Genomic DNA, 25400 nt, shown 5'->3' on the forward strand with positions numbered 1-25400 from the left:
GCATACATGTTTTAATGGCTTTCATCTAGAGGAGGGCTCTCCTCAATAAAAATCCCATATCATGTTAGAATAGGTATAGTTAGAAAAACTGCCGGACCACAGAGGAGGAGATTCATTGTGTTTTCTGCTGCTCAACGACTGCCTTTGCTGGAACATATGTATAATCATGCCCCGACAGGAATCGTGATTTTGTCGAGGGAGGGGAAGTGTCTGTACGTCAATCCCGCCTTTTGCAAAATGGTCGGATATGAGCAGGAGGAATTACTGGATATCCGATATTACCATCTCTTGTATAATGAGGCTCAGGATCAGCAAGGGTTGAGGGAGGCCTATGCAGGCTGGCTAAAGGCTACGGATCAAGTCTACAAGACAGAGCTGCGTTTAAAGCATAAACGGGGAACAACTGTCTGGCTATCGCTGGAATTAACCATATTTGATGATGAGGCTACCGAACAATCTTATTTGATTGCGTATGCAATGGATGTCACGGAGAAAAAGGACATGGAGCAGGTGCTTTCGGACAATGAGGATTTGTACATGTTGATTACCGAAAATACGCCGGATGTCATCTCTTACAGCACGGCAGACGGCATACTTCAATATATTTCTCCTTCGGTGGAAAAACTCCTTGGCTATACGAAGCAGGAAATGCTCGGCAAAAAACGGCTTCAATTTTACCATATCGAAGATGCCGATTACATGCGTGTACATGGAATGTTCAAGGAAACAGGCATCATGAAGCGGCGTGTACGTCATAAGGACGGGCATTATTTGTGGCTGGAAGTATCGTACCGTATTATTCGGGATGAACAGGGCAAGATCAAGCGAGTTCTATCCATCGGACGAAATATCACAGAGCGCCAGAAGAGCGAGGAGAACCTGGCAAAAGCTCAACAGTTGGCGATGTTCGGCTCATGGGACTGGGATCTGGTCAACAATGTTATGCATTTTTCCAAGGAATTTCGCAGCATATTTGGCTATCGTGTCAAGCCGGTTGAAACAAGTATTGACGCTTTCATGAAGGCAGTTCATCCCGAAGATACTGAACGGATGAAGCAAATTATCAACAACGTGATCTTAAAGGGAATTCACGAAGAAACCTTTTACCGGATTGTATTGCCCAATGGGGAACAGAAGGTACTGCGTTCGATCTGGGAAGCTGAGATGGACGAGCATGCAGGCAAGCCTGTTCAAGTAGTCGGGATGATACAGGATGTTACAGAGCACCGGGAAATCGAGCAGCGTCTTCGTGAAAGTGAAAACCGTTATAAGTCACTATTTCAGCATAATCCACTCGGGATATGCGCCATGAATATGGAAGGTCATATTTTGAGCGTGAATCCGAGTTTGGAGAAGCTTACGGGTTATACGAGGGATGAGCTGCTTGGAACTGAAATACTTGTAATGGCTTCCTCTGAGGAACAGGACAAAATCAAACGACATATCGAAATGGCCAAACAGGGGGAGACACAAACCTATGAATCGGAATTCATACATAAGGAGGGGGAGCGTCTATTCATCAAGATGACTAATATCCCGATTTTCGTGCAAGAAGAAATTGTAGGCTGCTACGGGATTATAGAGAATGTTACCCCTCTTAAAAACTACATTGCTCAGATTGAAAAGCTCAGTAACGAGCATTCGCTTATTTTGAATGCAGTATCCGAAGGAATTGTGGGTTTGAATACCGAAGGACATGTCCGCTTTATGAACCCGGCAGCCGTTGAGATGTTCGGCATAGGATCAGCCAACCCGCTGAACGGTTCATGTATAGACGTGATTCGCCATGCTGACGAAATAGGCAGCCATTTTCCGGACGAGCAGGCTTCTATTCTCCAAGCGATTCGCAGCGGCGCTTCTTATCAGGCAGAGGAAGCTGTATTTTGGAAAAAAGACGGGTCCAGTTTTCTGGCTTCTTATCGAATCAGCCCTTTGATGGATAACGGCGAGCGAAAAGGAGCTGTGATGGTTTTTGTAGACAGGACGAATGAAAAGGAGATTATTCGGGCCAAGGAGTCTGCGGAACGCGCCGACCGGGCCAAGTCAGAATTCCTGTCTGTGATGAGTCATGAGCTCCGTACACCAATGAACGGCATTATAGGCATGGCCGGGTTACTGGCAGACACGGAATTAGATGAGGAACAACGTAGCTATATCGATATTATTACCAGCAGTAGCAACGCTTTAATGCAGATACTAAATGAGATACTGGATTTGAGCAAAATCGAAGCTGGCAAAATGTCGTTGCTGCATGAGTCTTTTGTACTGGAGGATGTGGTTGGCAGTGTAGCTGACCTATTTATGACACAGGCTATGGAAAAAGGCATCCAGCTAGAATGGCATGTAGATCAGGAAATGCCAGGGATGCTGGTCGGTGATCATGTGCGTATCCGACAGATATTGGTGAACTTGGTGAGCAATGCGATCAAATTTACGGAGCGAGGGCATGTAAATATTTTTGTGGAGAGAAAGGCTTACAGCCGCCGTAAAAAGAAATGCCTGATTGAGTTTAGTGTAACTGATACTGGAATCGGCATCCCGGCAGACCGTCAGCATTTGTTGTTTCAGCCTTTTTCCCAGCTTCATCCGGCATTGAACCGGAAATATGGAGGGACAGGCCTCGGCTTGTCCATCTGCAAAAACCTGGTCAAGCTAATGGGAGGTTCCATTGGTGTGGATAGCGACGAGGCCAGAGGAGCAACATTCCGGTTCCAGCTGGATCTTAAACTGCCGGAAGGGCAAACGCTTGCCAATATAAGCCGTGATCAGCCTTATGATTCAAAGGAAGGCTAAAAAGAAATAGCCGTGATGCATCCTGCATCACGGCTATTTTTGTAAGAAATGTTCAAAGAAAAGATTGACAATCTGTTCTAACTGTACTATTAATGATAGTACAGTTAGAACAGTTGAATATGCATAAATGAATTTGAGCCAGTGTTGAAAGGAGGAAGTCCATGTGTTCGAGCTGGATATCCGCAGCCGTAAGCCGATCTACGAACAGCTTATGGAGAAGGTCAAGGAAATGATCATGTACGGATCGCTTCAGCCGGATGAGCAATTGCCTTCTGTACGGGCATTGTCCGCTCAACTTACGGTGAATCCGAATACGATTCAGAAGGCGTATCGCGAGCTGGAACGCGAAGGATATATCTATTCCGTTCAGGGTAAAGGTAGCTTTGTCACGCCTACCCAGCAGCAACCGCAACAAATGAAACGGGATGAGATTCGGGCGGCATTGTTAAAACAGATGATCGAAGCTGTCCATTTCGGTTTTACACAGCAGGAAGTGGACGACATATACGTGGAAGCTATGCAAACAAAGGAAAGGGGGATGTCCCTTGATTGAATTAAGGGAAGTCACAAAGACATTTACAGAAGAAAAGGCTGTCGATCAGCTTGCCCTCACGGTAAAGAAGGGCTCCATTTTTGGACTGCTGGGCTCGAACGGGGCAGGGAAAACGACCTTGCTCAAAATCATTGCCGGGATTTACCGACCGGATACGGGCAAGGTGCTAATCGGTGGTCAGCCAGTGTATGAGCAGCCTGAAGTCAAGCAGCACATTCTGTTTTTACCGGATACCCCTTATTTTTTCCCGCAAGCGACAATTCGTCAGATGGCCCGGTTTTACCGCTCCATTTATCCAAGTTGGAGTGAGGAACGCTACACACAGCTTACGGATATTTTCAAGCTGGACCCGAAGCGCAAACTCCACCGTTTTTCCAAAGGGATGAAGCGCCAAGCCGCTTTTTTGCTTGCCTTGAGCTGCATGCCTGAGCTGCTGGTTTTGGATGAACCCATTGATGGTCTGGACCCGGTGATGCGTAGAATGATCAAAAATCTCTTGTTCCAAGAAACCGCTGCACGTGAGATGACCGTCGTGATCTCATCTCATAATTTGCGTGAGATTGAAGACATGTGTGATCATGTCGGCATTATGCACCAAGGTCGGATGCTATTGGAAAAAGAGGTCGATGACCTCAAATCCGATACGCATAAGGTGCAGGTTGCTTTTCGGGACAGCATGCATGAGGAAGCTGTCTGTAGCCAACTTTCGGTCGTACATAAGGAGCGGAGGGGCAGTGTTCTGCTGCTTATTATTCGGGGTGAGCGAGAGCGGATTGCGGAGACGATTGAAGTGTATGAGCCACATGTATTCGATTTGCTACCGCTGACGCTTGAAGAAATTTTCATTTATGAAATGGAGGACGCAGGTTATGACATCCAACCGATTCTTCTGTAGCGGCGGCGTAATTCGCCAATGCCTGAGACAGCATGGCTGGATCGGTCTACTGTACTTGGCGGGATTACTGTTTACAGTACCGCTGTCATTGTTTATGAGCATTGGTGATGAACAACCACGAGTGGTTTTAAAAAGCTTGTTCGATAGCACAAGCTCAGGTAATGAATTGCAAAAATTAATTCTAGTGACCGTACCGGTGCTGGCAGGAGTGATGCTGCTTCGTTTTGTTCAGCGACAGGGGCCATCCGATTTGTATCACAGCCTACCTTTGCGTAGAGAGCATCTATTAACGGCACATTTAATTAGCGGTCTTATTCTTTTACTTGTACCTGTATGGCTGACTGCGGGAGTAACTGCTTGGGTTAACACGTCAGTCGAACTGCCTTATATTTTTCAAATTAATGACGTTGGATCGTGGGCTTTGGTTGTGTCCGTCCTTACGATTTTCTTGTTTACTTTTACTGTGTTTGTAGGGATTTGTGTGGGACAATCGTTGCTACAGACCGTAGTAGTGTATGTTTTGCTGCTATTGCCTCAGTTTCTATTCATGATGATAGGGCGTTTTCTGGAACGCAATTTATACGGATATGTGCGGGTGCGAGAAACCGTTGTTCAATATATTAACGGCTCGGAGTTTCGCAGCAATAATAATGTTTGGGAAAACTTATCGCCGTTTGTACGCATTATGGACAACTTGCCACAGCGCGCCTTTTCTTACATGGAGCTACTTGCCTATCTAGGTATCTCTCTGCTGTTTGTCGCCTTGAGTTATGGTTTGTATCGTAAACGCTTGGTCGAAAAGGCGACTCAGGCCATAGCATTTCCTTTCTTACAGCCTTTGTTCAAGGCAGGAGTCATACTATGCGCCATGCTTATACTAGGCGATTATTTTAATAATGCAGGTACAAGAGGAGCAAACTGGTCGATTTTTGGGTATGCACTTGGAGCTATTTTAGGCTATATCGTTGTAGAGATGGTCATTCGCAAGACGTGGCAAATTATGCGTGTTCGTGCTTTAGTGGAAATGGTCGTGTACGGTGTGATCATGGGGCTGGTACTATATATCCCGGTTTCAGGTTGGTTGGGTTATGAGGGGCGGATTCCAACAGCACACTCCGTAGAAAAAGTTTATGTCGGGCGAGAGGAGCCTCTAGGGGGAGATGCAGAAAAAGAAGCTTATTACTCCCAAGACAGGGCCTATATCACCTCTGTGCTGAATTTACATCGTGAACTCGTACGCGCACATGCAGCTGGCGAGAAAATGTTGTCCAAAAACCTGGCCGTCGAATCGGCATTCATAGTCTACCGTTTGGATGATGGTTCCACTATGACTAGGCGTTATACATTCCCGGAAAAGCCTTTCAGGACAGAACTGACTAAGGTGATGGAAGCAGAGCCTTATAAAACGGTAAGATACGAGCTGGATAAGCTGCAAGGAAAAGCAGAGACGATTAATATCCAATCCGTAGATGATAGTGAAAGACGAGTGGTTTTAACCAATCCAAAAGAAACTCGTGAATTTGAAGATATACTCAGAGAAGAAGTATTAAATATGAGTTATAGCGAAATGCAGTCACATCGATATCCCCTAGGGAGTGTTTCTATTACAAATAAAGAGTCATCCTCTACCAATAACGAACCGAGCTGGCATCGTGAATTTTCATTTGAATGGCCGGCTTCCTATCACAAGCTTACAGGTTGGCTAGAGCAAAAGGGGTATGCGGATAAGGTGATCATTGATTCCAAGGATATTTTTTCGATACGGGCTGTTCCTATTATTGCTGAAGAGCTTGAACCTTATCAATCCAATCAGTATATTGAAGACTATAAGCTATTTAAAAGCATCCAACAGAAGCATAAAGCAATAACGATTGAAGATCCGAAGCTCTGGAGCACTGTACTGGAAAAGCGCAGACCCTATAGCTATACTCCAAATATGGCGAAAGACACTTACCTGGTTCAGTTCAAGATCAAACCTTTATTTAGTTCAGACCCCCATACACGCTATTGCTATTTAACTCCAAGCGACATGACACCGGAGCTTGCAAAGGCTTTACCGGCAGTTCCTTAAGCTCTAACGAGGGAGAGCGTCTGGTTTAGATGGCAAATGGACGGAGGTAGATGAATATGGGATGGTTGGGACACGACATATAACAACCTGATCGACGGGCAAGAGCTCCTCCACATTAGAACTGATATAAATAGAGACCAAAGCGTGTACAGTTCAATAGTGGAGGAGCAAAAAATATGAAGTATACAGAAGATCGTGAATTTCTACAGTTGTTGGAGCATCATAAACAGTCGTTTTCCGGATGGGATTTTTCATTCATCTCGGATACGGGACGAGTGGCGAGCGAGCCTTTGGACTGGTCTTATGCCAGCAAGGCTTTGGCGTTGATCCATTCCACCAAGGCGATGCTGGATATGGGAACAGGCGGGGGAGAGCTCTTGTCGCAGTTTCGCCCTTTTCCAGAGATCATATGTGCGACAGAGGCATATGCACCGAACATACCTATTGCCAAGCAAAGATTGGAGCCGCTGGGTGTGCACGTGATGGCTATACATGATGACGATTCCCTTCCGTTTGGCGATGCCGGGTTCGATCTTGTGCTGAACAAGCATGAGTCATTTTCGCCAGCGGAAGTGCGCCGTATTTTGCGTCCTGGAGGTACGTTTTTGACTCAACAGGCGGGAGGCCTGGATTGTGCAGGCCTTAACGCTCGCTTGGGAGCACCTGAATACGAGTATGCGGACTGGACCCTTTCTCAAGCACTTGCAGGTTTGAAAAGCAATGGCTTCGAAATTTTAGAGCAGCAGGAACAGTTTCCGATCCAGCGCTTTTACGATATTGGAGCGATTGTCTATTACTTAAAAGTCATTGAATGGCAGATTGCAGACTTCCAGCCAGAGAAATATATAGAACAGCTGTATGGTCTGTATTTGGACATTAAACGTGATGGGTATTGGGACGTGAAGCAGCATCGTTTTTTGATCCATGCCAGAGCGATATAGAGAAGATTCGATACCAAAGAGGCCTTTCCTGTAGGGGAGGCCTTTTTGCCATGTTTACCATCCTTTCGTATACTAATCTTTACCATAATTGTACAATGAAGAAGCAATGGCTTACAGTCTCATTTCATTCATTAGTTATAGGGGGATGTACATGTCTGATCCAAAGGGAGTTATAACCAAGCCGGAAAAGGATGAGTCTGTTCGGACAGCATGGTTTTGGCCATGGTTGGGCGGTACGTTTATGTTTGGATTGTTTTCAGTCATGTTTAATATTATTTGGAGTATGGTTGTAGCACCTCAAGTGCAGTATTTGCTGAGGCATGAAGGTGTGACGGATACAACCGTGATTGTAATATTGCTTCTATATGCATGGATTATCGGTCTCATCTTTGCAGCTTATGGTGCCTTGAGTGCGCGTATGTCCAACATGGGCAAGCTTCCGTTGATGCTGACAGGGCTATTATCATTATTATGTGGGCTGTGGTTGTGGATTGTAGGACTACGAGGATCTGGCGGCCAACTTGCCGAAGTGTCTGGAGGAGCGTGGGAGCTTTTTTCACTCTATCACGCTTGGGCGGAACCTGTACTGGAGGTATTGGGGTTATATACACAGCTCAGTGGAATCTGTTTTCTGCTGACCGCACTGCTGCCCATAATTGGCATGGTAGTCGGTGTTGGGGTAGATCGTTATCCAGCGGTGACAGACCAGAACGGAAAGGTGGACCATAGATGGCAATGGGTTGTAGCCGCGATATCTGCTGCGCTCATCATTGTACTGACGATTACGCTCATGCTTCCTCAACGTCCGTACATTGCGGAAAGGGATTTCCCGGTAGTAGATGGAGCTACAGCGGCCATTCCATTCGCGCAGGATATGCTGCATGAATTGACCGGAATGAGCAAGGTTCGTGCGGCTCACGAACTGAGATTCAACACAACACATCAGGCTTATGTCAATCTGATTGAGAAGAAGGCGGATCTGATACTGGTGGCGGGTCCATCCGATGAGGAATTGCGCCTGGCAAAAAGTCGGGGAATTCAAATGAAGCTTACACCCATTGGGTGGGATGCTTTTATTTTTCTCGTTCATAAAGGCAATCCGGTTAACGGACTTTCTTCGGAGCAGGTACGCAGCATATATGAAGGATCTATTCGTAACTGGAGTGAAGTAGGGGGAAAGAATCAGCCGATCGTTGCTTATCAGCGGGAGGAAAATTCAGGAAGTCAAACCTATATGCAGAAGAAAGTGATGAAAGGTCATGACATGGCTGAACCACCTCGGGAACTCCGAATTGGTATAATGGGTGAAATGATTAATGCAGTTGCTGATTTTAACAAGGATCACAATGCGCTCGGTTATTCATTTTATTATTTCGCAAATGTGATGCATAATCGTCAAGAGGTCAAATTTTTATCTATTGATGGAGTGGAGCCCGACAAAGAGCACATTCGTTCGAAACAATATCCATTCACAGCCCAACTGTTTGTAGTTACACGCGAAGGTGAGAAACCACGTGCTTCGATGCAACGATTACTTGAATGGCTGCAAAGCGAAGTAGGAACTCGGGCTATTGAAAAAGGCGGCTTTGTTCCTGTAAACTCGTAATTCTATAACGATTCGCATACAGGATTCGCATGCAGTCAGTATCGTATATTCACCGCAAGAGTAAAACCAATACAGCAGAGTAATACATAGAATATGCTTTGCTGTGAGTACCATACCCGCGCAGCAAGTATATCAACAACATAAGGGGATGAACAAAATGAAGAAAAAAACATCGGTTTGGGTGCTTTTGCTCGCCGTAGCCCTAGTAGCAGCGGGGTGTGAATCAAATTCACAAACAGGACAAACGGCTCAGAACAAACCAAAGGATTCTGCAGCGTCACAAGTCAATGGTTCGGGAGCCACTGTGGATACACCGGAACAGCAGACTACTTCTGACGGTAAAAATAGCACATCTCCGTCCAGCACTGGCAAAGCAGTGGAGACAGGAGGGCAAGCAACGACAGATGCTAGTATAGCGAAGGTCCGCATGGACAATATTACCGCGCTGCGATTAATCGACGGCCAATCCGGCTGGATCGGCGGTAATGGATGGATTGCCCGAACAGATGCGGCTCCATCCGGTTCAGTCGGTTCAGCTTGGAATGTGCAGTATCAAGGCAAAGGTACGGTTCAACAGATTTTTGCCTTGAATGGACAGCAGGCCTGGGCTGTTATGGAAGATAGCGGTTCACTGCTGGCAACTCTCGATGGCGGCAAGCGTTGGGAAGCTGTCGGGACTGTGCCTGAGCAAGGACAAGCGGGCTTTTTACACTTTGTATCATCCAAGGAAGGATTCAGTGGCAATCAATATACCAAAGATGGTGGACAAAGCTGGTCTCCGCTCCCCGTACCTAGCCACATAGTAGGACAGCCATATTATCATGATCGGCAAAACGGCTGGGCGGTAACTCAGAGCACAGAACGCTCATTCCAGATTTTACACACCATTAACGGGGGCCAAAATTGGACCCCTGTCATGTCACGGACAACCGAGGGGCCTCTGAACGGAGTAACTATTCGTTCGGTAGAACGGGGCAACGCATGGATTGAGCTGGTTGGAGACACGGGGATGAATCAGACGTCGTATTCGCTTTGGCATACGGCTGATAGTGGACAAAGCTGGCGCACTGTACTGGCAAATTCCACCGCTGGTGGCGGTCCGGCACCGGGTATTGGCCAGCAAGACAATCAGGTTCCCAAAAATGAAGGGACGGCACCAGGCATGCTCTATGCAGTTAACAGCAGTACCGCATTGATGGGAGGCTATTGTGCACCGTGCGACAAGCCTAATACGATTGGTTGGACAACTGACGGTGGCAAGACGTGGAACAATGGCAAGCAAGGCTTTGAGGGGTATGGCAATCAGCAAATCGGGATGGCCAATGCCAAGGAAGGCTGGGCTATTTTCTCGGATTCAGAGCAGGCCCCGATCCTATATACCACCTCGGATGGCGGTCAGCACTGGACGCAGAGTCATGTATTTGACAAGCCTGTGACACCTGGCTCCTAAGGGGGGAATGTAGTTGAGTCAACATAAGAAAAGTGCGATTACATGGACGGACGGTCGTGAAGTACCACTCATCGGGCAGGGGACGTGGAATATGGGCGAAAAAGCCTCACTTCGGCAGGAGGAGGTGCGTGCGCTTCAACTTGGCTTCGAGCTGGGTATGACGCTGGTGGACACGGCTGAAATGTATGCGGAGGGCGGCGCAGAAGAGATCGTCGGGGAAGCCATTCGGGGCCGCCGGGATAATGTGTATCTCGTCAGCAAAGCCTACCCTCATCATGCGGACCGTCAAGGATTGGCTCAAGCCTGCGAAGCGAGCCTAACCCGAATGGGAACCGAATACGTGGATATGTATCTGCTGCATTGGCGCGGAAATATTCCACTGCAAGAAACAATACAAGGCATGGAAAAACTGCGTGAGCAAGGCAAAATCCGTAGCTGGGGCGTGTCCAATCTGGACAAGTCCGATATGGAGGAGCTATGGAGCCTGAGTAATGGCGAAGCCTGTGCTGTCAACCAAGTGCTGTATCACGCGGCTTCACGAGGTATCGAATATGATCTGCTTCCTTGGAGCCGTACGCATGGTGTACCTGTAATGGTCTATTGCCCGATTGCTCAAGGGGGACGCCTGCGTCGAGGACTGCTGGACCATCCTGTTATGGTAGACATTGCTGCCAGCCACGGAGTAACTCCATCGCAAATCGCACTCGCATGGGTCATACGGGACGGTGATGTATGGGCAATTCCCAAGGCGGTACAAGAATCGCATGTACGAGAAAATGCAGCGGCGGCGAGCATTCAGCTCACCCCTGAACAACTTCAACAAATAGACGAAGCTTTTCCTCCACCAACGAGGAAGCAGCCGCTGGATATGGTTTGAGGAAGGAGGGGCCCGATGACAGAACCAGAGACAGAACTACACGAGGTAGATGATCATCTCGACTATGGATTATCCGTTGTATTTATCGGCTTTAATCCCAGCTTGAAATCAGGCGAGGTAGGACATCATTACGCTAATCCGCGCAACCGCTTTTGGCGCATACTGGAGGGGGCCGGCTTGACGCCTCGCTTATACGATCCATCGGAAGATCGAGAGCTGCTAAAGCTAGGCTACGGTTTTACCAACATTGTCTCTCGTCCCACTAGGGGAGTGGAGGACATCACACGAGAGGAGTACGCCGAAGGACGTCTGAAGCTGCATGCGAAGCTAATGGAGTACCGCCCGAAGGTCGCTTGCTTTGTCGGCAAAGGCGTGTACACCGAATATAGTAAAAAATCCAAAGCAGATTGGGGATTCCAGCCTGAACCGCTAATCCCCGAAATGCATGAATTTGTGGCACCTTCGTCTAGTGGACTGGTGCGCATGTCGTTGGAAGAAATCACGGATATTTATCGCCGTCTCCAAATGTTCCTTTCGTCAGAAGCCGTCTAAATGCGGTTAAATATGTTAGATGTAGTTAGCATACAAAGAACCATACACTTCAATCCCTACTGGGAAAAGTGTATGGTTCTTTGTGCTGCTTTTTTCTATTGTAAGGTTTTGGTCTGCCATGCCTGTTCCACAGGAACATAAGGATACCCCAGATCACGGGCGACTGCTTCGTAGGTGATATGTCCATTCAGGACATTGGCACCGCTAAGCAGCGGCTTGCTTCTGCGAAGCGCCTCTTGCACACCAAGATCTGCAAGTTGGAGAGCAAAGGGGAGCGTTGCGTTGGTCAGAGCGAGCGTAGAGGTTTGCGGTACCGCGCCTGGCATGTTCGCCACTGCATAGTGAATGACGCCATGCTTTACATAGGTTGGCTGATCATGTGTCGTGATGTGGTCAATCGTCTCAACAATGCCACCTTGGTCAATGGCGACATCGACGATGACTGAACCGGGTTGCATCGTCTGCACCATGGCCTCTGTGACAAGCCGCGGGGCTTTGGCACCGGTAATCAGGACAGCACCGATCAGCAAATCACTTTGCGCCACGGCTTCAGCAATGTTGGAGGGGGTGGACACCAGCGTATGGAGCTGATTGCCAAAAATATCGTCCAGTTGGCGCAATCTTGGCAGGCTCAGATCGATTAGTGTCACATCTGCCCCGAGACCGATAGCGACCTTGGCAGCATTGGTGCCGACCACCCCTCCCCCAATAATAGTCACTTTACCGCGTTTGACCCCCGGCACACCTGCCAGTAGGATGCCTTTACCGCCTTTTGGTTTTTCCAACAGCTGTGCTCCGATTTGTACAGCCATTCGGCCTGCAACCTCGCTCATGGGGGTAAGTAGCGGTAAGCTTCCTTCCACATCTAGCGTCTCATAGGAAATGGCGGCTACGCCGTTGTCTGTTAAAGCCCGGGCCAGTGCGGGCTCGGCAGCCAGATGCAGATAGGTGAACAAAATCAAACCTGGCCGAAAATACCCGTATTCAGAGGGGAGCGGCTCTTTTACTTTGATAATCAGATCCGCCTGGGACCACACATCTGCGGCTTGCTGCACCAGGGTAGCACCCGCAGTGGCATAATCTCCGTCTGTAAAGCCGCTTTCAACCCCTGCATGGCTTTCTACAAACACTTGATGTCCGTGTTGAATCATTTGAGCAGCACCCGCAGGTGTCAGAGCGACACGATTTTCATTGTTTTTAATCTCTTTCGGAACCCCAATTCTCATTCGTCTCACCTCTCCTAAAAATAATTGTTATCCAACGGCAAATGATTGTTTTTAGGGCAGCTACGCTGCAGAATCAATGTTTGTTGATCGTGTTATCCAACAGCCAAGCATTGTTCTAGGGCAGCTATGTCTGCTATGTTTTAGTGTTGGATACGACCAAACGAGTGCAGAAAATGGCACTATCATTTGTGCAGTCTGCTGATTAGTTACATGGACTCAAGCCGATAAATGCAATTCGTGTTAGATTAGGTACAGTTTACAAGGGGAGCGACTCCTTCGCATCATACATTTTGTCGGATTATCTGACTTAAAGGCTCGACTTTTTGATGAATATATGTCATATAAAATGACATAGAAACATACACATAAGGAGAATGCCGATGAAAGGTAAAAAAACATTTACCATTGCGGATGTGCTGGAACGTCCTGTTTTCCGGCGGGCGAAGCTGGCAGCGGGGGAACAGGGCGTAAATCGCCGTGTGGGTTGGGTTCATGTGCTAGAAATCACAAATGTATCCCCCTTTGTGAGCCGTCATGACCTGATTTTGACGACCGGCCTGTGGTTAATCCGGAAGGGGGAAGAGCGCGCCGAGTATATGGAGCAGCTGATCCGCTCGGAAGCCGCGGGATTGTGTGTGGAGCTGGGCACGAGCATCTATGAGATCCCCCCTGAAATACTGGAGTTGGCGGAACAGCATCACTTCCCGGTCATCGTATTTGAGCAGCCGGTGCGTTTTGTTGAAATTACACAAGATATTCACTCTCTACTTATTAACCGACATCATGAACTATTAAAAGATCTGGAGCGATTTTCACGTCAGCTTCAGCAGGAAACCCTACGCAGCACCGATATGAACGCCCTCTTGCGTGTGCTTCATGACTATGCTGCCCGGCAGGTCATCTACATGTCCTCCATTGATACCAATCGATTTGTACCCTCCGTCCAGCCGGATGTGGCAGACCATATTGCAGATTTTTATGCCCATGAAGTGGAAACAAGTATGACTGCCGATCGTGAAGGGCACCTGCTGTTTCACCTGAATGAATCCACTGCTGTCTTGTTTCAGCCTGTTGTATGCTTCGGTCAGGTGTTTTCCGCTGTAGGTGTAGTACTGCATAATGAAATGCCGACGGAAGAAATGTCGCTGCTCATTGATTACACAGCCAAGGCAGCTGCTACATTGGTACTGAGAACACAGTTTCTTGAAGACCGATTGCTACGTAATCAAAATGAACTGATTCAGGATGTATTGAACGGCCAGCTTCCCAATGAAGAACAGGCCCAGACCCGGATGGGACTGCGATTGTTAACGAAGGGGCGGTATTTATTTTGGGCAGGAGTCATCGAGGTAGAGCATCAGGACAAGGACGCAAGTCAGGTGCGCAAGGAATCCATCAATCAGGATGTATTAGTGCTGCTTCGTTCTCTGTTGAAAAAAGAAGCGTTGCACAATCTGTTGATGATGAAGGGAAGTCAATGCTACATCCTTTGTGCAAAGGAGGAATTAACGCTGCGTTCCATAGCGCAGATGAAAAAAGTGCTGGCCCATACGGTTCAATATATTCAGAACTATGCCGCAGGACAGCTTGATAAAGTGCGCATTCATGCAGGCTTTGGTAAGGTAAGGCACCGCATGACAGGGACGGACCGCAGTTTTGAAGAGGCATATCAGGTCATTGAAGTCGCGCGAAGCGTCCCGGTCATGAAGGATCGGCTATTTTACGACAGCATCGGAATCTATCAATTGTTGAAGGCGGTGCCTCGAATTCCTTTTCTACAAGAATTTGTACAGGACCATTTGGGTGAGTTGATTGCGCATGATCGTGAGCATCATATGCAGCTTCTGGATACCCTGGATGCCTACTTTCAATGCCATGGCTCCAAGCGTGATACCGCCGGAATTTTGTATATTCATAGGCAGACTCTTTATAATCGGCTGGATAAAATTAATGAAATCGTAGAAGGGAATTTGGCAGACTCTGACAAACGTCGCTGTCTGGAAATGGCACTTCTGGCTTACCGGATGCTTCAGGCTGAAAATTGATCCTAAATAACTAGCTCTATTTTCCATTCTACTCATTTACAATGCGTATCAACACTGAGATAATAGAAGAGATAACGGAAATATCTTGAAAGGGGATTAATATGAATATAAAAAAATGGATTGCCGTCCCTCTTATTCTGTTAATGGTAGCTTTGACAGGTTGCCAGGCAGTAGGCGGATTTGATGTAAGTAAAAATTTATTGGGAACACTTGATGTGAAATCCCAGCAGTCAACGGAGAAAATTTCTCTTAAGTTGACTCCAAAAGAAGGTATCACGCAAGGAGATCAACAAATCATAGATTTGATTAATTCGATTTCGGTGACTGTAGATGAAGCCAAGGTACAATCGGAGGAAGTTGCTTCCGCCAAGGGTACTTTGCATATTGATAAGTATAATTTGCCATTTGAGCTTGCTTTGGATCGCCAAGGTATGGCTATTCATCTGGAAGGTGCCAAAAAACCTTATTACATATCTTTGAACTCGCAAGAGAGTTTGAGTGGTCTGCCTGCCGGGTTTGATCCGTATGTATATTCCAAAGACGTGAGAGATCTGACCAAAACAGCCGCTGCACTTATGCTCAAGCATGCCCCTAACCCTTCGACCATTTCTGCAACGTCTGTAACCGAAGAAGTATACGGTGAAAAAGACAAGGTGAAACTGACTCGTCTCCATACAGAACTGCGCGGTGATGAACTGGTTGCATTGGTAAAACCATTCCTGGCGAATCTGGCCAAGGATGAAGCTGGCTTAAAAGAATTGATCGGTCAAGCTATTGATATGACTAAAACTATCGCTTCCAGCATAGCAATTGAGGGTAGTGATAAAGTAACAACAGAACTGAATGAAAACAAAGAAAAGCTGGTCAACGAGGCTTACACTGAGGTTAAAAAGTATTTGGACTTGGCTGTGGCACAGTATGATGTAGGAGTCAGCACTATGTATGCAGAGGCACCTGAAATCAAAACAGTTCTGAGTGCAAACACTGTGCTGAAAAGCGACATGTATTTTGATGAAAAAGGAAATGTTCGCAAAGCGCTGACAGACCTGACAGTTGCATTGCCAGATGTAGACGATCTTCCGGTGAAGTCCTTTACCGTTCTGACCGAGACCCAATCATGGAACGTCAATGGTAGTGTAACGGCCGATAAAGTAGATCTTTCTAACGGCGTTATTGACTTGAATGCACAAGCTGAATTAACACCGGGAGCGACACTGCGCAATTTTGAAGCGAATTCTCCGATCTACAACATTTTAAAAAATGATTTGGAAATTACAAAAGTAGAAACAATTTTCGATCCTAAAGACGATTACTACGTATTGGAGAATCGTGGAGGTACGGCTTTCATCCCATTGCGTGAACTGACAGGCGAATTGAGCTCAGAATTAAAATGGGATGCGGCTGCCAAACAAACAACTGTAATTGATGATATTACTGGTAAGACGATTAAGCTAAAAAGTGGCTCCAAGCAGGCTGTACTGGAAGGAAGCACATTGACGTTGCCGCAAGCTCCATATACGGATGAATATGGCACATTGTATGTTCCTTTCAAATCTGTTGCAGAGGCACTTGGCGCTACTGTAACTCGTAACAATGCTGGAGAATATGTGCTGAAACGCGATTAAAAAAGAAATCCAGAACACCATTCTTCTTCTTAACGGTTAGTGTATGGAATGAATCAGGTGTAAATACAGGAACCAGCCCGGATTAGGGGCTGGTTCTTTTTTAGTTATATTGGTAAAATGCTCATAAAAGCGATTAAAATAAGCGCTTACAGATTAAAATTGTGCCATACTTTTACACACGGAAAATTGAGATAATTAAAGCATCATTCTGCGTGGAAACAGACATACAAGTAGGGGGATATACGATGAAAGATATGGAGCTATTGAATTCTAGCGAGGGACAGATTGTTCTCGCACGGATGTACGGCCAACAACAAATTTCCGAGCAAACCTCTCGATATCAATCACTTATACAGGCGTATCAGGAGCATTTTGGTGTAGGGGATATTGAATTGTTTAGTGCTCCGGGGCGCTGCGAAATTGGAGGGAATCATACAGACCACAACCACGGGAAGGTGCTGGCAGGCAGTATTACACTTGATACGATCGCTGTAGCTGCTAAAGTAGAGGAATCCGTTATAACATTCTTTTCTGAAGGCTACAAAACGAAATACGTCATTGATTTAAACGACTTGGCGCCAAAACCGGAGGATGACGGTACGATGTTGCTGATCCGTGGTATTGCAGCTGGTTTGCTTGAATTCGGGTATCGTATCGGAGGCTTCCAAGCTTATATATCAAGTAATGTATTCTCTGCTTCAGGATTAAGCTCTTCCGCTTCGTTTGAAATGTTGATATGCACGATATTAAATCATTTTTATAACGAGGGAGCGTTAGATACTGTTGCTAAATCCAAAATTGGTCAGTATGCGGAAAACGTCTATTGGAACAAGCCTTCAGGGCTGCTCGATCAGATGGCTTGCGCATATGGCGGTTTGATTTCCATTGATTTTGAAAATCCCAAGGAACCGATCATCAATCCAGTCCATTGGAATTTTGAACAAAATGGCTACTCCCTGGTTATTGTAAATACAGGTGGAAATCATGCTGATTTAACCGATGATTACGCAGCGGTGCCGAACGAAATGCGTGCAGTGGCTCAGTCTTTGGGCGCTTCGGTTTGCCGTGACTTATCGCCTGAGAATCTGTATGACAATCTCAAGATGGTCAGGGAAAAAGCTGGGGATCGGGCAGTGCTTCGTGCTTTGCATTTTTTTGAAGAAAATAAGCGTGTGGATGAGCAGGTGAAATCGCTGGAGGAAGGGCGCTTTTCTGATTTCTTAAAGCTCATCACCGAATCCGGTAATTCTTCATGGAAATGGCTACAGAATGTATATAGAAGTGGGATTGATCGGGAACAAGACGTATCGGTTGCCCTGGCTTTAACGGAAATGTATTTAAAATCAATTGATAATAGCGCATGCAGGGTACATGGTGGTGGCTTTGCTGGTGTGATTTTGACGATTCTTCCCAATGATCATGTGGATGATTACAAGGAGTGGATTAGCGGAATGCTGGGAACTCCAGTACTCGTAGTCAACGTCCGTGAGGATGGTGCTGTTAATGTAAGTGAATTGATCAATGCTGAACGGACTCGTAGCGAGAATACTAACTAGTCAGTCAAAGACTTTAACCTATGGGTTAAAGTCTTTTGTCGTTTTTATGACCGATACAGCTTAGGCATGCGTTATAATAAAGAGATGGAAGTTCTAATGAAGGAGGGCCTGTCATGGCAATATATCCGTCCTGGTCCTATTCACAATCGAGGGCCCAAACGTTCGACGAATGCTTACGCAAATACTATTATCATTATTACGGCTCGCATAATGGCTGGAATTCGGCACAGGGCACTGAAGAACAAGTTACGTTGTATCGGCTTAAGCAACTGAGCAACTTATATATTTTATTCGGGAATATTACACACCAAATGTGTGAATCGGTCATACGCGGGTGGATGGAAAAAGGGGCTGTCCCGCGTACAGCATTTCTGGAGACCGCTATGAAGAACATGTTGAATGACAGCTACAAGGAATCGTTGCACCGTGAGCTATGGCTGCAAGATCCCAAAAATCGGGTCATGCTGGCAGAGATTTATTATGATGATGAAGTGCTTCCGGAACGGATTGCCCGGATTAAGGAGCGGCAGCACGCGGTGGTACACAATTTGTACCGTACCGCGGTTTGGCGTGAGCTGCAACAGGGCCAAGCCCGAATTGTTGAGGTGGAAAAATGGGATACGATGCTCCTACATGAGACAAAAGTATATGTCAAAATGGATTTGCTCTATCGTAGAGACAACGGAGACATGGTTATTGTAGATTGGAAAACAGGTAAGGAAGGCGACTTCTCCGACCAGTTATTTTTGTATGCTTCCTATGTGCAGGAGCATTATCAGCTTCCTTTGGAGAAGATTGAGGTACGGGTAGAGTATTTGATGACAGGAGAGCATGAAGTATATCGCCCCACACCAGAGGATATCGAAAAGGTAGTTGGCAATGTAGGACGTTACATCGAGGAAATGAAGTCCTGCCTTGATGACGATTACTATAATCGACCCAAGCCCGAGTCTTTCTTCACACCGATGCCTTCTCGCAGAGTATGCGGGGGCTGCAATTTTCGCGAGGTGTGTAAGTACCGAGCGGTCTGAAATCGAAAAATCAACATAAAAACGGAGTAGGTGGAATGGTGCTGTACAAGCAATGGAAAGCACCATTCCACCTGAGTAGTAGCTATAACTCTCCCAATTCCTGAAACCGCTTTCCAATTCGGAAAATACGAGGTATGATAAGGGTATTATTGGAAATTACGAGGAGGACAATCGAAAATGTCGAGTACAGGACACACACGTATTCTTTTTCAAGGAGATTCCATTACAGACGGAGGAAGGGGACGGAATGAGGACGCGAACCATTGGCTGGGTCAGAGCTATGTGTATCTGATCGCTGGGGCACTTGGGAGTCGACTGGCTGATACACAGCCGGAATTTGTCAACCGGGGAGTTTCGGGGGATCGGGTTTCGGATTTGTATGCACGTTGGAATGAAGACACGTTTAGTCTACAGCCGAACTTGCTGAGTATTCTAATCGGAGTGAACGATGCCTGGCGGATTGTGGAGCAGGAGCCGTCCGGGGTGACGGACCGATTTGAACGAGCCTATTGCCACCTGCTGGAGGAGACACGTGAAGTGATGCCTGATACCGGGCTGGTGCTGTGTGAGCCGTTTATTTTGAAAACGGGAGCTACCGAGGCGCGCTGGGACATTTGGCAAGAAAAAATAACGGGCTACCAGCGTATTGTACGTCAACTTGCCGACAAATATGGGGCCGTATTTGTGCCGCTCCAGAGCATGTTGAACGAAGCTGCTACCAAAGCGGACGCCTCCTATTGGCTGCATGACGGGGTTCATCCGACAGCGGTTGGGCATCAGTTGATAGCTGATCAATGGATAGATATTGTGCAAAAGAGTCCACTGGCGATTCGTCAACCAAGTCGTACATAGTCTACATCCTTGTCATTTTTGGGTAATACACGATTATGGACATCATTACTCTTGTTATGATTCCATCCAAAAATGAATGTCAAAGGGGGTGCTTCTTGCTTCGTCATCAACGGAGTAAGAGAGGGCTATGGAAACGATAAATATCATTCTAGTTATTTTACTTATCACCTTAACTGCTTTTTTTGTGGCCTCAGAGTATTCCATTATTCGTGTGCGGGTATCTCGTATCAATCAATTGGCCTCAGAGGGTAATAAAAACGCGAAAGCCGTTAAAAATATTCTGTCTCGGCTTGATGAGTACTTATCCGCTTGTCAGCTTGGTACAACACTAACTTCAATGGCGCTAGGCTGGTTAGGGGAATCTACAGTTGAGAAGCTGCTACATCCCCTGTTTGTGTTGGCGCATATTCCGGCTGGACTAACGGGAGTACTCTCCTTTTTGCTGGCTTTTCTGATTTTGACCTATTTCGAGGTGGTCGTCGGGGAACTGGTACCCAAAACCTTTGCCATACAAATTGCCGAACCGATGGCATTGTTTTTTGCCCGTCCGATTACGGTATTCTATAAAATAACGTATCCCCTGAACTGGGTGCTCAGTCGTTCTTCACGTGTCATTACGGGGCTTTTTGGGCTGAAAAAGGTATCTGAAGAAGATGCAGCACTCAGTGAAGCTGAGCTTCGACTAGCGTTATCTGAAGGCTTTCGTAGTGGTGAAATTACACCGACAGAATATCGATACCTGAATAATGTATTTGATTTTGATGACCGTGCGGCGCAGGAAATTATGGTACCACGCATCCACATCCGTTCCATCTCTCATCAGGCAACAGTAGCCGAGTTTATGGAGCTGATCGAGGACAAGGTCTACAATTTTCTGCCTGTAGCTGAACATGGGGACCGGGATCGTATTATCGGGATGATTCGCGTTAAGGAAGCTCTGCATGATTTGGCCCGTGGGCATAGCACAGGAAATACAACGATGGCTTCTTACATTCATCCGGTACTTCAGGTGATTGAGACGGTGCAGGCTCGGGATCTGCTGATTCAGATGCAAAAACGACGTATTCCAGTAGCGGTGCTGGTGGATGAATATGGTGGAACGTCGGGGCTTGTCACCCTAGAGGACATTATGGAAGAGATTGTTGGAGACATTCCTTCCTATACGGATACCGAAACCCCCGCAGCGCTAACACCACTCATTACAAAAACAGATGATCATCGTTACATACTCAAATCACAGGCGCTTATCCATGAGGTCAATCGGCGCTTGGAGACAGATATTGAGGCCGGGGACGTATATACGATTGGCGGTTGGATGCTTTCAGAACGTTTTGATATCCAGCAAGGAGACAAGCTGACCAGCGGATCATGGGAGTTTACTGTACTGGAAAAAAACAGTCACCAAATAGACACAATTGAAGCGGTTAAAAAGGCAGTTGTTAAACAAAAGGATGACAGTTATTCTCAATGATGGAAAATGAGATTACAAAGAAATAGATCGATTTAGATGTGACGAATGGCCTGAACGTAAGCGGCAGCGCGATTCGTCCACTTTTTTTGACGCAGTTTGCTGCCTGAATAGCATGTTGTTTTTGTAGTTAGGTCAGGGGACTTAAGGCTCTGCATCTTTATGCTTATAAATATAGGTGTCTGTGAAAAATACTACTAGAAATGTAGCAATTTTATGGTAAAATGGAATCAAATTTGAGTTTTTTGGGGTGGGCTACAGTACATGAAGATGTCACTAGGTACGAAAATGGTTACTGCATTTGTCTCAATTTCAGCAATAACCTATGGAACAAGCGCTTTTTTTATTTTTGTACTCAAGGACTGGCTTGCTCATGGTACACAGGAATGGGTATACACCTCGATCATTTTGTTATTGGGTGTCCTGTGGAGTGGCATTTTGGGCTGGTTGATCTCAAAATTACTTACACGGCCAATTGTTAGATTGGCCAAGGCGGCAGAGGAAGCTTCGTCGGGCAACCTGTCTGTCGTAATTCCAGAGCGCCGTTCAGATGATGAAATCAAAGTGTTGTACGATGCATTTCGGCATCTGATGCTGAACATTAAAGATATGTTCAATGAGATCTCGTATAGCACCAGAACAACTTCGCAAAGTGCAGAAAATCTGAGCTTGGCTATTGTACAAGCTACGGCGCAAATCGAGTCCATGTCTACGGTGGTAGAAGATATTTTGGATGGCGTGGAGCAGCAAAAGCAAGCATCTGCCCAATCAATTAAAACAGCGGATCGAATGCTGGGCGATTTTAAAATGATGCGTAGCAAATCGGGACATATGCTGGAATTGTCAGGCCATATGGAGCATTCAGTGGATTCGACGCAGACTGTATTTTCATCCCTGATGGATGGAATGGGAGAGCTGACAGCTTCACATAGTCGTTCCCAGCAGGTGATTGCACGACTGGAAAAAGAAGCTTCACAAATTGAAGCGATTACAAGCACCGTGAAGGATATTGCCGAACAGACCCATCTGTTGGCGCTGAATGCTTCCATAGAAGCGGCACGTGCGGGAGAAGAAGGGAACGGCTTTGCTGTAGTAGCACACCAAATTCGCGCACTTGCCGCCCAAAGTACGGAGTCTGTACAGCAAATTAATGCTATCGTTAGCCGTGTACAGTCACAAATCGTAGAGACTGTGGAGTTGATGCATCAGCAAACGTCTTTGGTCAGTGCTGAGGCGGAACGGACAAGCTCTGTCGATCAGACGCTGAACCGTTTGAACGCTATTGTACGTGAATTTGTCGAAAGCATTCGTACTATGGAAGAAGCTGTAACAGAGCAGACGAATCGGGTGGATCAAACCTTTGAGCAGATTCATCGTATTCAGCAAATGTCAGGGGCGTTCTCTGAAGGTGCTCACAAAATTTATACGGCTGCTCATGAGGAGACGGCTATTATGCAGGAAATTTCATCCTCTTCCGAGGACTTGAAAGTGCTTACGAATAAACTCATGATGAAAACACGTGGAATCAACTATAACTAAAACCGTCATGTGAGACATGATGCATACCCATAAAACTTAGCCGCTACACACCGGAAAACGAAGCAAACGGGTTCTCCGGTGCGTGGTGGCTATTTTCTAATTTCAAAAAACTCACATTGTTTTCTGGGATGGTAAGCCAGATCACTGACGCTAGACTGCACAACGATGGTTTGATCGTCAAAACGGATTATAGTCCCGCCTGAGCCAATCAATTGGTCATCTTGAAATACCCGGATACGAAGATGACGTTCCAGTGCCTCGCTGAAATCCTGATCTGTAATTAGTCGGCGATTAATCGGCATGAGTGTTCTCCTTTGAATATAATATCTTTTATCATAAAGGTTAAGGTATTGAACAAGCAAGAAAGATGGCTAGAACATATTCGACTATTTGGTATAAAATAGAAGGTGCGAAAAAAGAAAGAGATCGAAGGGGGCATTCTATGGACTGGCTATGGTCAGGGTCTTGGTTCGATGCGTACGCGCCGGAAGGGTTCGAGGCTTTTACTCCGTCACATGGTTTGGCTATACTGGGACTCATTGTATGCGCTGTGTTGCTGTGGCTAACGCGGGGCTGGATTCGGTCGAATAAGCCTGTAAGTAAGGGAATTCGCTGGCTATTAATTACGGTCCTCGTTCTCTCAGAGGTGACTTTGAATATATGGTATGTGGCACAGCATATTTGGGATGTCCAGACATCATTGCCCTTAGAGCTGTGCAGTGTGACACTGCTGTTGTCCATCCTCATGCTTATTTTCCGCAGCCGCTGGTTATACCCGGTGGTCCTTTTTGCCGGAATTGGAGGAGCGCTTCAAGCCGTACTCACGCCTAATTTGGCTTATGCCTTTCCTCACTATCGTTTTATCCATTTTTTCGTAGCTCATAGTGCTATTATTTTGGCTGCCCTATATATGACCTGGATCGCAGGGCTCCGACCGACGTGGAAGGGTGTAAGGAAAGTTATGCTATTTCTCAATGGCTTGGCGTTGATGGTGTGGATTGTAGACCGTGCTCTCGGTGCCAACTACATGTTTCTGACCGGAAAGCCGTCGACACCATCGATACTGGATGTTTTGGGACCATACCCTGTTTATATTTTGGCAGAAGAGGCCATTGCACTGCTGTTCTTTTCTCTTCTGATGTTGTTGTTTGAGGTGCTGCCAGGAGGGAGATTGTATGTCCGCCTTCGCAAAGGAGCTGTGCATGGTGCTGACAGGGCGCTATAGAATTGTTGTGAAACGATGCACAAGTCATGCAAAAGCAGCCTTTTCCACTAGTAATGACTTGGGATAAGGCTGCTAGGAATGCCTAAACAGTAGTTTATATGGGGACAACGATCCCCTTTATGCTTAGCGCAGCAGCGATTCTGCTCCGTCTACATAGATCTCCGTACCCGATACATGAGATGATTCATCTGAGGCGAGAAACAGAACCAGATTGGCGACTTGCTCTGGCTCACCGGGAGCATCCTCCAGCGGATGCTCTCCGCCCTTCGGAAATTCGACTGGAATTTGTACCTTCTTCAAGTCTTCGGTAGGGTACGTGTTATCATCAATTTTCGTGTCGATGGCTCCTGGGCATATCGCGTTAACCCGAATTTTGTAACGTGCCAGCTCCAGCGCTGCCATTTTCATAAAAGCAACCTGAGCCGCTTTGGTGGAAGCGTAAGCTGAGAACCCAATACCCGAAAAGGTTCGGTTACCGTTGATGGAGCTGGTGATGATAATGCTGCCGCCGCGTTCCTTCAGGTATGGAACGGCATATTTAACGGTAGCGAAGGTGCCGCGTAGATTAATGTTCATCGTGTGGTCCCATTCTTCCAGCTCCATGGTCTCAATAGGGGCCATGGTGCCATTAATGCCTGCGTTGGCGAATACGATATCCAGCTTCCCGTATGTCTCCGCGACTTTAGCGAACCCCTGCTGAATCATGTCTGGCTTGGAAATATCACATTCCAGCACAAGTGCTTCACCGCCAACCTGTTCAATGATTGCTTTGGTTTCCTCTGCATGCTCGGGTGTCCGATCCAGCAAGACCACCTTGGCGCCTTGTTCTGCAAAACGAATTGCGGTTGCTTTACCGATTCCTGAACCTCCACCGCTGACCACTGCTATCTTTCCTTGCAATCTCTGCTCTGCCATTGACTATTCCTCCCATTCCGTTCATAAGCTAAACCTGACTCGTTATTCCAATACCTCTGAACGCTAATGATGAAACAGTAGCTGCTGCATTTCACCCCATTTGCGAAATATGGTAACATAGGCGAACCATTAGGAACATATAGCCCAAACCTGTAGATTCTGAGCAAGTATCGGAAAAAC

20 protein-coding genes are annotated in these 25400 nt (G+C 46.6%); 17 read left to right on the forward strand and 3 right to left on the reverse strand.

The genetic code is table 11. The features are described from left to right. The first annotated feature begins 117 nt into the window (after nucleotides 1-117). The 9 genes from PPM_RS05215 to PPM_RS05255 all read left to right on the forward strand — a co-directional run bounded on the left by PPM_RS05215 (nucleotide 118) and on the right by PPM_RS05255 (nucleotide 11738). Entirely contained in the window at nucleotides 118-2793 is a 2676-nt protein-coding gene (locus PPM_RS05215) for a PAS domain S-box protein (RefSeq protein WP_013369684.1), read from the forward strand. 163 nt (nucleotides 2794-2956) lie between these two features. Further along, entirely contained in the window at nucleotides 2957-3346 is a 390-nt protein-coding gene (locus PPM_RS05220; RefSeq protein WP_013369685.1) for a GntR family transcriptional regulator, read from the forward strand. Further along, nucleotides 3339-4241, forward strand: a complete 903-nt coding sequence (locus tag PPM_RS05225; protein ID WP_013369686.1) for an ABC transporter ATP-binding protein — start codon at nucleotides 3339-3341, stop codon at nucleotides 4239-4241. Before PPM_RS05220 ends, PPM_RS05225 begins: the two co-directional genes overlap by 8 nt. Beyond that, nucleotides 4216-6312: a multidrug ABC transporter permease gene (locus PPM_RS05230; protein ID WP_013369687.1), complete on the forward strand. Its 2097-nt coding sequence runs from the start codon at nucleotides 4216-4218 to the stop codon at nucleotides 6310-6312. Before PPM_RS05225 ends, PPM_RS05230 begins: the two co-directional genes overlap by 26 nt. Before the next feature lie 176 nt (nucleotides 6313-6488). Further along, entirely contained in the window at nucleotides 6489-7253 is a 765-nt protein-coding gene (locus tag PPM_RS05235) for a class I SAM-dependent methyltransferase (RefSeq protein WP_013369688.1), read from the forward strand. Between the two features lie 151 nt (nucleotides 7254-7404). Next, entirely contained in the window at nucleotides 7405-8859 is a 1455-nt protein-coding gene (locus tag PPM_RS05240; protein WP_013369689.1) for a PstS family phosphate ABC transporter substrate-binding protein, read from the forward strand. A 157-nt stretch (nucleotides 8860-9016) separates the two neighbouring features. Further along, a complete protein-coding gene (locus PPM_RS05245; protein WP_013369690.1) occupies nucleotides 9017-10309 on the forward strand; it encodes a WD40/YVTN/BNR-like repeat-containing protein in 1293 nt (430 codons plus the stop codon). A gap of 13 nt (nucleotides 10310-10322) precedes the next feature. Further along, on the forward strand, nucleotides 10323-11186 hold the full coding sequence (locus PPM_RS05250; RefSeq protein WP_013369691.1) for an aldo/keto reductase: 864 nt from the start codon (nucleotides 10323-10325) through the stop codon (nucleotides 11184-11186). Between the two features lie 15 nt (nucleotides 11187-11201). Continuing rightward, the gene (locus PPM_RS05255; protein ID WP_013369692.1) at nucleotides 11202-11738 is read left to right on the forward strand and encodes a mismatch-specific DNA-glycosylase; all 537 of its coding nucleotides are present in this window, start codon (nucleotides 11202-11204) and stop codon (nucleotides 11736-11738) included. A gap of 95 nt (nucleotides 11739-11833) precedes the next feature. Here PPM_RS05255 and ald read toward each other — a convergent pair whose 3' ends face one another. Continuing rightward, entirely contained in the window at nucleotides 11834-12964 is a 1131-nt protein-coding gene (gene ald / locus PPM_RS05260; protein WP_013369693.1) for an alanine dehydrogenase, read from the reverse strand. A gap of 380 nt (nucleotides 12965-13344) precedes the next feature. Here ald and PPM_RS05265 point away from each other — a divergent pair, with 380 nt between their 5' ends. The 7 genes from PPM_RS05265 (at nucleotide 13345) to PPM_RS05295 (ending at nucleotide 23080) form a co-directional block, all read left to right on the forward strand. After that, nucleotides 13345-15009 carry a PucR family transcriptional regulator gene (locus PPM_RS05265; protein ID WP_013369694.1) on the forward strand — a complete coding sequence of 555 codons (1665 nt, stop codon included), beginning with the start codon at nucleotides 13345-13347 and terminating at the stop codon, nucleotides 15007-15009. A gap of 101 nt (nucleotides 15010-15110) precedes the next feature. Then, nucleotides 15111-16634: a copper amine oxidase N-terminal domain-containing protein gene (locus PPM_RS05270; protein ID WP_013369695.1), complete on the forward strand. Its 1524-nt coding sequence runs from the start codon at nucleotides 15111-15113 to the stop codon at nucleotides 16632-16634. Between the two features lie 245 nt (nucleotides 16635-16879). Next, nucleotides 16880-18190, forward strand: a complete 1311-nt coding sequence (locus tag PPM_RS05275; RefSeq protein WP_013369696.1) for a galactokinase — start codon at nucleotides 16880-16882, stop codon at nucleotides 18188-18190. A gap of 113 nt (nucleotides 18191-18303) precedes the next feature. Beyond that, entirely contained in the window at nucleotides 18304-19221 is a 918-nt protein-coding gene (locus PPM_RS05280; protein WP_013369697.1) for a PD-(D/E)XK nuclease family protein, read from the forward strand. A 177-nt stretch (nucleotides 19222-19398) separates the two neighbouring features. After that, a complete protein-coding gene (locus PPM_RS05285) occupies nucleotides 19399-20073 on the forward strand; it encodes an SGNH/GDSL hydrolase family protein (protein ID WP_013369698.1) in 675 nt (224 codons plus the stop codon). Nucleotides 20074-20200: 127 nt separating this feature from the next. After that, complete coding sequence (locus PPM_RS05290; RefSeq protein ID WP_013369700.1) at nucleotides 20201-21544, forward strand: hemolysin family protein; 1344 nt, start codon at nucleotides 20201-20203, stop codon at nucleotides 21542-21544. Between the two features lie 261 nt (nucleotides 21545-21805). After that, nucleotides 21806-23080 (forward strand): methyl-accepting chemotaxis protein, encoded by a 1275-nt coding sequence (locus PPM_RS05295; protein ID WP_013369701.1) that lies wholly within the window; start codon nucleotides 21806-21808, stop codon nucleotides 23078-23080. Nucleotides 23081-23169: 89 nt separating this feature from the next. Here the strand turns inward: PPM_RS05295 and PPM_RS05300 are convergent, their stop codons facing one another. Next, entirely contained in the window at nucleotides 23170-23382 is a 213-nt protein-coding gene (locus PPM_RS05300; protein WP_013369702.1) for a hypothetical protein, read from the reverse strand. A 140-nt stretch (nucleotides 23383-23522) separates the two neighbouring features. Here PPM_RS05300 and PPM_RS05305 point away from each other — a divergent pair, with 140 nt between their 5' ends. Next, entirely contained in the window at nucleotides 23523-24305 is a 783-nt protein-coding gene (locus tag PPM_RS05305) for a TIGR02206 family membrane protein (RefSeq protein WP_013369703.1), read from the forward strand. Nucleotides 24306-24428: 123 nt separating this feature from the next. Here the strand turns inward: PPM_RS05305 and PPM_RS05310 are convergent, their stop codons facing one another. Next, a complete protein-coding gene (locus PPM_RS05310) occupies nucleotides 24429-25220 on the reverse strand; it encodes an SDR family oxidoreductase (RefSeq protein WP_013369705.1) in 792 nt (263 codons plus the stop codon). Nucleotides 25221-25400: the final 180 nt, after the last annotated feature.

The organism is Paenibacillus polymyxa M1 (assembly GCF_000237325.1).
Lineage (GTDB): Bacteria > Bacillota > Bacilli > Paenibacillales > Paenibacillaceae > Paenibacillus > Paenibacillus polymyxa_C.

What these genes read in the sequence shown, in the direction of transcription:
- PPM_RS05240 (WP_013369689.1), top strand. Translation starts at nt 7,405, where the DNA reads ATGTCTGATCCAAAGGGAGTTATAACCAAGCCGGAAAAGGATGAGTCT.
- PPM_RS05235 (WP_013369688.1), top strand. Translation starts at nt 6,489, where the DNA reads ATGAAGTATACAGAAGATCGTGAATTTCTACAGTTGTTGGAGCATCAT.
- PPM_RS05255 (WP_013369692.1), top strand. Translation starts at nt 11,202, where the DNA reads ATGACAGAACCAGAGACAGAACTACACGAGGTAGATGATCATCTCGAC.
- PPM_RS05265 (WP_013369694.1), top strand. Translation starts at nt 13,345, where the DNA reads ATGAAAGGTAAAAAAACATTTACCATTGCGGATGTGCTGGAACGTCCT.
- PPM_RS05310 (WP_013369705.1), bottom strand. Translation starts at nt 25,220, where the DNA reads ATGGCAGAGCAGAGATTGCAAGGAAAGATAGCAGTGGTCAGCGGTGGA.
- PPM_RS05270 (WP_013369695.1), top strand. Translation starts at nt 15,111, where the DNA reads ATGAATATAAAAAAATGGATTGCCGTCCCTCTTATTCTGTTAATGGTA.
- PPM_RS05295 (WP_013369701.1), top strand. Translation starts at nt 21,806, where the DNA reads ATGAAGATGTCACTAGGTACGAAAATGGTTACTGCATTTGTCTCAATT.
- ald (WP_013369693.1), bottom strand. Translation starts at nt 12,964, where the DNA reads ATGAGAATTGGGGTTCCGAAAGAGATTAAAAACAATGAAAATCGTGTC.
- PPM_RS05275 (WP_013369696.1), top strand. Translation starts at nt 16,880, where the DNA reads ATGAAAGATATGGAGCTATTGAATTCTAGCGAGGGACAGATTGTTCTC.
- PPM_RS05300 (WP_013369702.1), bottom strand. Translation starts at nt 23,382, where the DNA reads ATGCCGATTAATCGCCGACTAATTACAGATCAGGATTTCAGCGAGGCA.
- PPM_RS05305 (WP_013369703.1), top strand. Translation starts at nt 23,523, where the DNA reads ATGGACTGGCTATGGTCAGGGTCTTGGTTCGATGCGTACGCGCCGGAA.
- PPM_RS05290 (WP_013369700.1), top strand. Translation starts at nt 20,201, where the DNA reads ATGGAAACGATAAATATCATTCTAGTTATTTTACTTATCACCTTAACT.
- PPM_RS05245 (WP_013369690.1), top strand. Translation starts at nt 9,017, where the DNA reads ATGAAGAAAAAAACATCGGTTTGGGTGCTTTTGCTCGCCGTAGCCCTA.
- PPM_RS05230 (WP_013369687.1), top strand. Translation starts at nt 4,216, where the DNA reads ATGACATCCAACCGATTCTTCTGTAGCGGCGGCGTAATTCGCCAATGC.
- PPM_RS05280 (WP_013369697.1), top strand. Translation starts at nt 18,304, where the DNA reads ATGGCAATATATCCGTCCTGGTCCTATTCACAATCGAGGGCCCAAACG.
- PPM_RS05285 (WP_013369698.1), top strand. Translation starts at nt 19,399, where the DNA reads ATGTCGAGTACAGGACACACACGTATTCTTTTTCAAGGAGATTCCATT.